Origin of the sequence: Roseibium sp., assembly GCF_051016195.1 — a bacterium.
Taxonomy (GTDB): Bacteria; Pseudomonadota; Alphaproteobacteria; order Rhizobiales; family Stappiaceae; genus Roseibium.
On sequence record NZ_CP134616.1, the window covers coordinates 2135983 to 2146853 of the forward strand.

General features: G+C 57.8%; 9 protein-coding genes. 7 read left to right on the forward strand and 2 right to left on the reverse strand.

Going from position 1 to position 10871, the window contains the following annotated elements; genetic code table 11:
* Window positions 1-44 precede the first annotated feature (44 nt).
* From RDA78_RS09885 to RDA78_RS09905, 5 genes are all read left to right on the forward strand, one after another.
* A complete protein-coding gene (locus RDA78_RS09885; RefSeq protein WP_434055142.1) occupies window positions 45-971 on the forward strand; it encodes a fumarylacetoacetate hydrolase family protein in 927 nt (308 codons plus the stop codon).
* Between the two features lie 66 nt (window positions 972-1037).
* Complete coding sequence (locus RDA78_RS09890) at window positions 1038-2063, forward strand: ABC transporter substrate-binding protein (protein WP_434055143.1); 1026 nt, start codon at window positions 1038-1040, stop codon at window positions 2061-2063.
* 8 nt (window positions 2064-2071) lie between these two features.
* Window positions 2072-2869 carry an ABC transporter ATP-binding protein gene (locus RDA78_RS09895; protein WP_434055144.1) on the forward strand — a complete coding sequence of 266 codons (798 nt, stop codon included), beginning with the start codon at window positions 2072-2074 and terminating at the stop codon, window positions 2867-2869.
* Window positions 2866-3732 carry an ABC transporter permease gene (locus RDA78_RS09900; protein WP_434055145.1) on the forward strand — a complete coding sequence of 289 codons (867 nt, stop codon included), beginning with the start codon at window positions 2866-2868 and terminating at the stop codon, window positions 3730-3732. The genes RDA78_RS09895 and RDA78_RS09900 overlap by 4 nt, the downstream gene beginning before the upstream one ends.
* Window positions 3716-4801, forward strand: coding sequence for an Ldh family oxidoreductase (locus RDA78_RS09905; RefSeq protein ID WP_434055146.1), 1086 nt, complete (start codon window positions 3716-3718; stop codon window positions 4799-4801). The genes RDA78_RS09900 and RDA78_RS09905 overlap by 17 nt, the downstream gene beginning before the upstream one ends.
* 95 nt (window positions 4802-4896) lie before the next feature.
* On the opposite strand, the gene RDA78_RS09910 is transcribed toward RDA78_RS09905, so the two are convergent.
* On the reverse strand, window positions 4897-5586 hold the full coding sequence (locus RDA78_RS09910) for a GntR family transcriptional regulator (protein WP_434055147.1): 690 nt from the start codon (window positions 5584-5586) through the stop codon (window positions 4897-4899).
* 9 nt (window positions 5587-5595) lie between these two features.
* Window positions 5596-8439 (reverse strand): FAD-binding and (Fe-S)-binding domain-containing protein, encoded by a 2844-nt coding sequence (locus RDA78_RS09915; RefSeq protein WP_434055148.1) that lies wholly within the window; start codon window positions 8437-8439, stop codon window positions 5596-5598.
* 167 nt (window positions 8440-8606) lie between these two features.
* Here RDA78_RS09915 and RDA78_RS09920 point away from each other — a divergent pair, with 167 nt between their 5' ends.
* Together RDA78_RS09920 and RDA78_RS09925 are read left to right on the forward strand one after the other, a co-directional pair.
* Window positions 8607-9785: a pyridoxal-phosphate-dependent aminotransferase family protein gene (locus RDA78_RS09920; protein ID WP_434055149.1), complete on the forward strand. Its 1179-nt coding sequence runs from the start codon at window positions 8607-8609 to the stop codon at window positions 9783-9785.
* A gap of 35 nt (window positions 9786-9820) precedes the next feature.
* Window positions 9821-10801: a TRAP transporter substrate-binding protein gene (locus tag RDA78_RS09925; protein ID WP_434055150.1), complete on the forward strand. Its 981-nt coding sequence runs from the start codon at window positions 9821-9823 to the stop codon at window positions 10799-10801.
* Window positions 10802-10871 lie beyond the last annotated feature (70 nt).

Here is a 10871-nt window from a genome sequence, read left to right on the forward strand (position 1 = left end):
GACACTCTGCAGCAAAAAAAAGACAGTTTCGGGAGGAGGATATCGTGCGTCTAGCCACAGTGTCAGCGGGTGGAGACAAAATCTGTGCGGGCGTTCTGAATGACGACCGTCTTTTGGACCTGTCCAAAGCCGCGCACAACCTGACGGGACCTGCTGCCGAGGCATTGAAAGCAAATTCAATGCTCCATCTGATTGCCGGACCGCCGGAAACGATCGATCTCGCAAGCAGCCTGGTGAACGACGCTGAAGCCGGTCTCCTTGACGCGGCAATTCTGCCTCAAGGGGCTGAATTGCTGGCGCCGATCCCCGTCATTCGCAAGAACGTTCTATGTGTCGGGCGCAACTATGCTGAACACATCACCGAGGGAGACCGGGCGCAGAAGCAAAAGGTCGGTGTGACCGAGTATCCGGTTTTCTTCACCAAACCGCCGACGTCCATCGTAGGCCCGGGTGGCGATGTGCTGACCTTTCCGAGCGTTTCAACGCAAACTGACTACGAAGTCGAACTGGCGGTGATCATTGGCAAGCCCGGGCGCAATATCGCCAAGGAGGACGCAATGAACCACGTCTTCGGCTATACTATTTTGAATGACATCTCCGCTCGAGATGTCCAGCGCCGCCATGGCGGGCAGAATTTCAAGGGAAAGGCCTTTGACGGCTCTTGCCCCATGGGTCCGTGGATTGTGACCGCGGACGCCATTGATGATCCGCATGCGTTGCCGATTTCGCTGACGGTAAATGGTGAGATCCGGCAAAACGGCAACACCGCGGACATGATTTTCGATATCGAGACACTCATCGCCTCGTTGTCGGAAGGCATGACGTTGGAGCCAGGTGACATCATCGCGACCGGTACGCCGGCGGGCGTGGGATACGCCATGGACCCACCGAGTTTCCTAAAGGATGGCGACACCGTCGTTTGCAATATCTCAGGGATCGGCACGCTCACGAATTCGGTGCGTGCCGTATAAGCGATCTTCCGAAGACGTCGATAGGACGAGGGGGATTGGAAAGAACGCGAAGGGAGGAATAAGCGTATGATGAACCGTAGAACATTCACAACGTTGCTGTCGGCGGTGCCGGTGGCAGGATTGTTTGCAAAGAGCGCTTTTGCGCAAGGTCTGCGCGATATCACTTTTGTGCAGCCGAGCCCGTCTGCCATCAACTCATTTCCGGTCTTTGTCGCCATCGGCGAAGGTTTCTTTGAGGACGAGGGTTTGAACGTAACTGTCGAAGCGATCAACGGTTCAGGCGCGGTTCTGCAGGCGTTGTCGGCAGGACAAGCGCACTTCGGTCGCCCGGGTCCGGGTCCGCTTATCGCGGCGCGCTCGCGCGGCGTGGATGCGGTGCACATCTACAACGTGGCCGCCCGGAGCAATTTTGGCATCGCGGTCCAGGAAGACTCCGACTATCAATCTGTCGAGGACCTGCGCGGCAAGGTTATCGGGACCGGTACGGCGGACGGGGCGGAGGTGGGCTTTGCCCGCAACGTGCTGACGGGTGCCGGAATGGTCGAAGGCACTGACTTTGAGTTCCTCACCGTCGGCGACGGTGGCCCGGCAACCGCGGCGTTTCTGAACGGCGAGATTGATGCCTACTCTGCGTCTACCGCGGATACGGCCATTCTCAATCAGCGCGGCATGAAAGTGCGTGACATAACGCCCGCCGAATTCGGCCGGTTCTTCGGCAACGGCATTGCCACCATGGCCGATACGATCGCAAACGACCGGGAACTTGTCGAAGGGTGGAGCCGTGCCTTTGCCAAGGGCCACGCCTTTGCGCTGGACGACGCCAATCGGGATGCCGTTCTTGCCCACCTTGCCGCAGGCAATCCGCAGGAAGGAGAGGACAAGGAGTTCCAGTCGGCACTGTTCGACGCGGTTCGTTCCAAGACGATTGCTGCCGGCGACACTCCGCATCTGGGCTGGTATCCTGAGCAAGTCTGGGGAGAGTGGCAGGACGCTCTTGTAGCCGGCGGAGAAATCTCCGGGCCGCTCGACGATCTGAATGCGATCTGGACCAATGAGTTCGCGGAACTCGGAAGTGCGGCCGTCGACAAATGAACGCCTCGTTGGCACATGAAAATTCCGGCGCCTCATCTGACGCGCCGGTTTACGAACTGACCGACGTCAGCAAGACCTACGCACGCAACGCGGTGGTCGCACTGGAGAACGTGAATCTCACCTTGCGCCACGGGAGCTTCACGTCGGTCATCGGATCAAGCGGCTGCGGGAAATCGACCCTGTTGAAGATCATGGCAGGGCTCATTCCACCCACGAAAGGCCGCGTGATCCTTCAGGACAAGCCTGTTACCGGCCCGCGTCGGGACATCGGAATGATGTTCCAGCAGGCCACGCTCTTTCCCTGGAAAACAGCGGTCGAGAACATCGTGCTGCCGATCGAGATCCGTGACGGAAAAGCGGCCGCCAAGCTGGCCAAGGAAAAGGCGCATGCCCTTCTCGACATTGTCGGGTTGAAAGGGTTCGAGAACGTTTATCCCAACGAACTGTCCGGTGGCATGGCGCAGCGCGCGTCGATCTGCCGGATGCTGATTACCGAACCGGCCGTTCTGCTTTTGGACGAGCCATTCAGCGCTCTGGATGAACTGTCTCGCGACATGATGAATATGGAATTGCAGAGAATTTGCCGTGAGCAGGACGCCACGGCCTTTCTGGTCACGCATTCCATCCAGGAAGCTGTGATACTGTCGGATGAGATCGTCGTGATGAAACCCCGCCCTGGCCGAATTGCGGAAATCGTTCACGTCGACCTGCCCCGGCCGCGCACGCTCGATATGATGACGACGCCGAGATTTGGCGAAATCGTGGATCACATTCGCGGCATGTTGGACAAGGGAGAAAACATGTGACTGACGCGCCCACCAATCAGCGGCTGGAGCCCGGGGCGGCGGACGATACCGTCTGGGTACAGGAAGTTGCATTCATAGATTCCGTGCCCCGTTCGATCGCCATGACGTTTGTGTTCGTGGTTTTCATCGGTACGTGGGACCTGGTAACGCGTCTGGGACTCGTTTCGCCGATCATTCTGCCCACACCGTGGGAGACCTTCAGCGACATGATTTTCGTCGGGAACAATCTTCTCAGCGGCGACTACATGCTTGTCGCTCTCTGGATCACGGTCAAAGAGGTGATCTACGGGTTCGCGCTTGCCATCGCCATCGGCTTCTCGCTTGGCGTACTCGTCGGCGAAACGGCGTTCGGGGAAAAGGCCGTCATGCCCTACCTGGTCGCCATCGACACGATGCCAAAGGTCGCCTTTGCGCCCCTCTTTGTTGCCTGGCTGGGCTTCGGCATCGAATCCAAAGTGGCTTTGGCAGCGTTTATCGCTACGTTCCCAATCGTGGTTGGAACGGCAGCGGGCCTTCACTCGGCCGATGAGAATGCCCGCATGCTCTTCAAGACCATGGGCGCAAGCCGGATGCAGACATTGATCAAGATGAAACTTCCCACCGGACTGCCGCAGATCTTCACGGGGCTCAAAATCGGCGCTGTTGGAGTCATGGCCGGCGCGATTACAGGCGAATTCCTGGGCGGCGGCAAAGGCTTTGGCGAGTTGATCAGGGTCGCAGCATCCCAGTTGAACACGCCTCGGGTGTTCTCGTTGATCTTGTATCTGAGCCTCGTCGGGCTGGTGCTGTACCTGATCGTACAATGGACGCAGCGCAGGGTCGTCTTCTGGCAGAAGGAATCCGTAGGTGCGCACGATCAATGAAGCAGCCACCATACCGGTGAACAGCCTTTGCGATTTCGTTTCGGCGGCGCTGCAGTCGAAGGGCGTCCCGCATGATGATGCCGTCAAAGTCGCCACGCTCATGGTAGAGGCCGACATCTTCGGGTATGGCACACACGGTGTTTTTCGCTTGCGGCAGTACCTGGCACGTTTGGACGGCGGTGGCTGCAACCCGACCCCGTCGGTGACTGTGGCGCATGAAACAATTGCCACGGGCGTGATCGACGGGGACGACGGGCTCGGTCATCTTGCGATGTCCGCGGCGCGTGACCTTGCTATCGAAAAGGCACGTGCGGCCGGAATCGGCTGGGTTGGCGTTCGGCGCGGTAATCATGCCGGGCCCCTGGCGCTCTACGTGAGGCCACAAGCCGAGGCTGGTCTGCTTGGCATGGCGGCGGCAGTCGGAAGCGCAAATCACGTTCCTCCGTATGGAGGAACCGACCTTCTACTCGGGACCAACCCGATTGCGTTTTCAGCGCCTGCCGCCGGTGCCGATCCTTTCGTATTCGACATGGCCACCACCGTTGCAGCGATGGGAAAGATAAAAACGCTTCTGCAACAGGGCAAGGAGATGCCGGAAGGCTGGATGGTTGGACGGGACGGTAAACCGCTCACGGATCCAAACCGCAAATCAGAGGGCTTCCTCCTGCCGATCGGTGGCGCGAAGGGATTTGGCCTGTCGGTTGCCATCGGGCTCATGGCAGGTGTCCTCAATGGAGCTGCCTTCGGATCAGACGTCGTCGACTTCACGAACGACACGACCTCTTCCACCAATACCGGGCTGTTTGTCATGGCACTTGACCCCGCGGCCTTCGGAATTGGGGACGATTTTGCGAACACCGCCAGTCGGGTCTTCGACGAGATGCGTGCCTCGCAACCCCTTCCAGGTCATGATCCTGTGCGTTTGCCGGGCGAGGGAAAGACCGCGTCGGCTGATGCGCGCCGATCCAACGGCCTTGCCCTGAACCCCGCTCTGCGGCGCGACCTGAATGTGCTTGCTGCCGATTGCGGACTACAAGCTCCGTTTCCGGATGAACCCGCAAAGGGCTGAGAAGGCAGTTGCCCGGGACCCGCCCGCGTGAGAGGCGACGCGGGCGATGTCATTCTGACAGCGACAAGTCAAAGTCACACTGAGACCAGTGAGCCTTAACCGGCTTGATCGTCGGGTGCGTTCTGCAACCAGCGCAGCACCGAGCTTTGCTTGTTTTTCATGTGAACAATCAGGATTGACGCCAGCTTCTTACCATCGCGCGCTTCCAGCGCTCGAATTATTTCATTGTGTTCGTCCACGGCTTCGCCCCAGCGTTCGTCAGACATATTGGCTGCATATCGTGCGCGCAGCATACGTGCTGACAATGCCATACTGGAATTGGCCAGGGTCTCGTTTCTTGCCGCTGAAAGAATGCCGAGATGGATTTCCTGGTTGAACTTGAAATACGCGGCCAGGTCCCTGTCACGATAGCTTTGTATCATCGCGTCGTGAAGCGAGCGGATCCTGGCAATTTCCACATCAGAGATCTTTTCGCAGGCCAACTCCCCCGACAGGCCCTCGAGAACGGCGAGCACAGGAAAGACCTCTTCGACCTCTTCTATCGTGATCGCGGTGACCCATGCTCCGCGATTTGGTTCCAACCGGACCAACCCCTCTGCGGCCAAAACCTTCAACGCTTCGCGCAATGGGGTCCGTGAGACACTGAATTGTTCGCAAAGGGCCTTTTCGGGGACTTTTTTGTCCGGGGCCATTTGGCCTTCAATGATCAAAGGACGCAGACGCTCCACCAGCTCAAGGTGAAGCGACCTTCGTTCGATTATCATGTTCGCGGATACATCAGTCATTTGCAGCGTTTACACTCGTTTCAGTGCCAAGTCGAGAAGTCGGGCTATGTGCATCGGATTGCGATCGGTGTTATCAGCGATTTGGTGGCGGCAAGACGTCCCGTCGGCAACGATAATGGCATCGCCAGATGCGGAGCGTGCAGCGGGTAAAACGTCCAGTTCGGCCATCTTTATCGACGTGTCATAGGTGTCCACACCGTAACCGAATGCGCCTGCCATGCCACAGCAGCTGCTTTCGATCTTGGTAACATTGGTGTCCGGCAAGAGTGCCAGCGTTCGTTCGATTGCCGGCATAACCCCCATTGCTTTCTGATGGCAGTGCCCGTGCAATGTCACCTCGGGTGCCGGAGATTGAAAGTGCGACGAGAACTGCGGATTGTCTCCCTGATTGGCAATGAACTCTTCGAACATCAGTGCCAGTTTGGCGATCTTCGCGCTGTCTTCTCCGGGCAACAGCACCGGTATCTCGTCACGAAGGGTCAATAGGCAGCTAGGTTCCAGGCCGACGATGGGAACGCCACGTTCTGCATAGGGCACAAGAGCGTCGACAAGCCGTTTGGCCTCCTGCCGCGCCTGATCAACCAATCCGACCGACAGAAACGTACGGCCACAACACAATGGACGGTTATTGCCGGCAGGTCTTACCACATCAACCACACTGCCCGTGGCGTTCAGAACCCTGACCGCCGCGCGCAGGTTTTCCGGCTCGAAATAGCGGTTGAAACTGTCAACAAACAAAACAACGTCCGGTATCGAGGCCGCGCTGACCTCGGAGTCCTTGAACGGCTTGGCGGCCCATTTGGGCAAGGGGCGTCTTGCTGTGAAACCCGTCAACCATTCAGTTGCCTTGGCCAGACCTGGCACCTTGTCCCGCAGGTTCATGAGAAACGGCATTTTCGCCGCCCAGGGAGCATATCGCGGCATATAGCCGACAAGCCGATCATGAATGCTCAGGCCATGCTTTTCGGCGCGCGCAGACAGCACCTCGATCTTCATCCGCGCCATATCCACGCCGGTCGGGCACTCGCGCTTGCAGCCCTTGCAGGACACACACAGCTTCATCGCATCTGCCATCTCGTCGGATACCAGTGCATCGGGCCCAAGCTGTCCGGAAATCGCAAGACGGAGGGTATTGGCGCGGCCGCGGGTCAGATCCTTTTCTTTTCGCGTCACCCGAAATGAGGGGCACATGACGCCACCCTTCAGTTTACGGCAGGCACCATTGTTGTTGCACATTTCAACCGCACCCTGAAATCCGCCATCTTTCCCCGACCACTCGGACCAATCCAGTTCGGTTTTCAGGTTTGAGGTCTGATAATCCGGTCCATAGCGAAAAAGGCTGCGGTCATCCATCTTTGGCGCTTGGACGATTTTGCCAGGGTTAAAAACGCCGGTCGGGTCGAAACGGTCCTTTACCTCCTCAAAGGTCGCGACCATCCGAGAGCCAAACATCTTTTCATGAAATTCCGAGCGGACGATGCCGTCACCATGCTCACCTGAATGCGAGCCCTTGTAGCGCGCGACAAGATCAAAACACTCTTCGGCAATCGCGCGCATTGTGGCGACGTCGTTGTCCAGCTTCAGGTTCAACACCGGGCGCACGTGCAGACACCCGACCGACGCGTGTGCGTACCAGGTACCTGTGGTGCCGTGGCGTTCAAAAATCTCCGTGAGCCCGGCCGTGTAGACGGCAAGGTCAGGCAGTTCGACCGCGCAATCCTCCACAAACGATACGGGTTTCCCGGCGGTCTTCATGGACATCATTATGTTGAGGCCGGATTTGCGCAGTTCAGCGATCTGTCCCTGCAGGCCTGCATCCGTCACCGCGGTGACACCACCCCAGGCCCTGCCGGTCCCGGTCCAGGAAAACCCGAGATCACCCATCATCTGGTCGAGGTCTTTTAACTTTTGCCGGCCGTTGGCGCGCGTGAATTCCACCAGCAGCAAAGCCTCAGGCGCGCCGGTCACGAAACTTTCGATTGTCCTGGCAAAAAGCGGTATGTCCCGCGCAAGGGCGATCATCGTGTGATCGACCAACTCAACGCCCTCGGGATCAAGCGTCACCAGATGTTGTGCGGCATCCATTGCGAGATGGAAGGTCGGGAAGTGACACACGCCCAGGGCCTTGCCGTCTTGGAGCGGGGAAAGTTTCAGCTCGATCGCGGTGGTGTAGGCAAGCGTGCCTTCCGAGCCAACAAGGAGATGAGCGAGGTTCTGGGCGTCCAGTCCGGAAGTCAGTGCATCGATGTTGTAGCCACCCACGCGGCGCATGACATTGGGGAACCGGGCAGCTATTTCAGCCGATTCCCTTTGGCCAATCGCCGCAAGGTCATGGGAAAGCGCGTTATAGGCCGCATTCTGCTCTGCAAGACCGGCCCCGAACCTATGTTTGCTGCCGTCAGCCAGGATAGCGTCGATCGACAGGACATTGTCTCTCATCATGCCGTATCGGATGGACTTCCCACCGCATGAGTTGTTCCCCGTCATCCCGCCAATGGTCGCGCGCGATGCAGTAGAGACATCGACCGGGAACCAGAGCCCATGCGGTTTGAGCGCCCTATTCAGTTCATCCAGCACGACGCCCGGGCGCACGACACAGCGTTTGTTTGCGACGTCAAGTTCGAGAATTTCGTTGAAATACTGAGTGTTATCCAAAACCATCGCAGCGTTGACGGTCTGGCCACACTGTGATGTGCCGCCGCCACGGGGCAGGATAGGCACGCCTTGATCGCGCGCGCAGTCAATCGCCGCCAGGATGTCGTCTTCGGATCTCGGCGCCAGCACGCCCACCGGCATCATCTGATAAATCGATGCGTCCGTAGCGTAGCGGCCGCGCGAGAACGAATCGAACATAAGATCGCCCGACACCCTTTTTGAAAGTTCACGCGCAATGTCGTTCAACGGCGGAATCCCTGGTTCGCGTAATCAGAAAATGAATTATGAATTAAAAATTGCATATTCACAACTTCAATGTCATTCTGTGACCCAAGCTCAAACGCAGGTCCCACAAGGTTCGATTTATGAGACAAGCTGGTCGTCATTTTCTGCAAATTCCCGGCCCCAGTTCGGTTCCTGATCGCATATTGCGCGCGATCTCCGGTCAGGTGATTGATCACAGGGGCCCGGCGTTCGGCAAAGTCGGTGCGCAGGCGCTGGAAGGCATCAAAACTATCTTCAAGACCGATCAGGACGTCGTGATCTATCCGTCGTCGGGCACGGGCGGTTGGGAGGCGGCTCTGGTCAATGTTCTGTCGCCGGGCGACCGTGTGCTGATGTTCGAAACCGGGCATTTTGCGACTTTGTGGAAAAAGATCGCCGAAAAACTGGGTTTGAAGCCCGAGTTCATTGAAGGGGACTGGCGCGGAGGAGCCGACCCGGACCAGATCGAGGCATATCTGGCCGAGGACAGAAATCACGAGATCAAGGCCGTCTGCGTTGTTCACAACGAGACATCGACCGGGTCCGTCTCGCCGATTGCCGCTATCCGCAAGGCGATCGACAACGCAGGACATCCGGCGTTGTTCATGGTCGATACGATCTCGGGTCTCGCGTCGCTCGACTATCAGCACGACGAATGGGGCGTCGATGTCACGGTTTCCGGATCACAAAAGGGACTGATGTTGCCGCCGGGGCTTTCGTTCAACGCGATAAGTGCCAAGGCCATGGCGGCAAACGGTTCGGCCACGCTAATGCGGTCATACTGGGACTGGGCGGATATGGTCGGTCCGAACAAAACCGGATATTTCCCGTATACGCCCGCCACGAACCTTCTCTACGGGCTGAATGTCGCCATTGAGATGTTGCACGAAGAAGGGCTGGAAAATGTCTTTGCCCGACATGCGCGTCACGGGGCGGCTGCGCGCGCTGCCGTCCGCACCTGGGGACTGGAAGTTCTTTGCAACAAGCAGGGGCAGGAAAGCGGTGTGCTGACGGCTGTGATGGTTCCGGAAGGCCACAGCGCAGACGGGTTCAGGGCAACGGCTTTGAAGCACTACGATATTTCATTGGGCAACGGCCTGTCGAAGGTTGCCGACAAAGTATTCCGTATTGGCCATCTTGGTGACTTCAACGATCTCATGTTGGTCGCAACGCTGGCAGGCGTTGAAATGGGTCTGACAAAGGCCAGAGTTCCCCACAACGCGGGGGGAGTCGGAGCTGCGATGGAATTGCTGGAGAACACGCAAATCGCGGCAGAGTGACGCAAACAGTCACATTTCCAAGGGAGGAATCACACATGACCATCAAGGCAATTCTTATTGCGGCATCCGCTGCGATTGGCGGAACAAGCGGTGCCTTTGCCGCCGACATCACGCTGAAGTTCGGCCATGTCGGAAATCCAGGTTCACTGTTTGAAGCAAGCGTCGACAACTTCGCGGAATGTGTGAATTCGTCGATGGACGGCAAGGTCGAGGTGCAGACATTCGGCTCTTCTCAGTTGGGCAAGGACAAGGAGCTTTTGCAAAAGCTGAAGCTGGGCCAGGTCGACTTCGCGCTTCCGTCGTCCGTAATGTCTTCGGTCGATGACACGTTCGGCATTTTCGAGATGCCCTACATCATCCGTGACCGCGATCACATGCGCCGTGTCCAGGACGCGATGATGGACAAGTTTCAGGACGCTGCAAACGGTGGCGGATATCACATCGTAGGCCTGGCCGAGAACGGCTTCCGCCACATCACCAACAACACGCGGCCAATCAATGTGCCGAGTGATCTCGAAGGCATCAAACTTCGCACTCCCAATGGCGTGTGGCGTGTCAAGATGTTCACGGAATACGGTGCAAACCCAACGCCAATGGCGTTTTCGGACGTGTTCACCGCGTTGCAAACCGGCGTGATGGACGGCCAGGAAAACCCCTATGCGCAGATTGCATCCGCAAAGTTCCAGGAAGTTCAGAAGTACCTGTCGATTACCGGGCACGTCTACACACCTGCCTATATCCTCGCTTCGCAGAAGGGTTTTGCGAAACTGCCGGAAGATGTGCAGGCGGGGTTGACCGCCTGTGCGGCGTCCACTCAGGACTTCACCTACGAAAAAGCGGCCCAGCTGGAAACCGAATTGCTGGACGTTATCAAGGCCGCTGGTGTCGAAGTAAATGAGGCTGACAAGGATGCATTCGTCGAGGCATCCGCGCCGATCTACAAGGCATTCGCCGACGAGGTCGACGGCGGTCAAGACATGATCAACCAGGTCCTGGGTCTGGCGAATTCAAACTGACGCTTGTATCGGGCAGCGGGCAATCCGCTGCCCCTTCATTCTTGTGGCCATACAGATCCGCGTGAGCCTC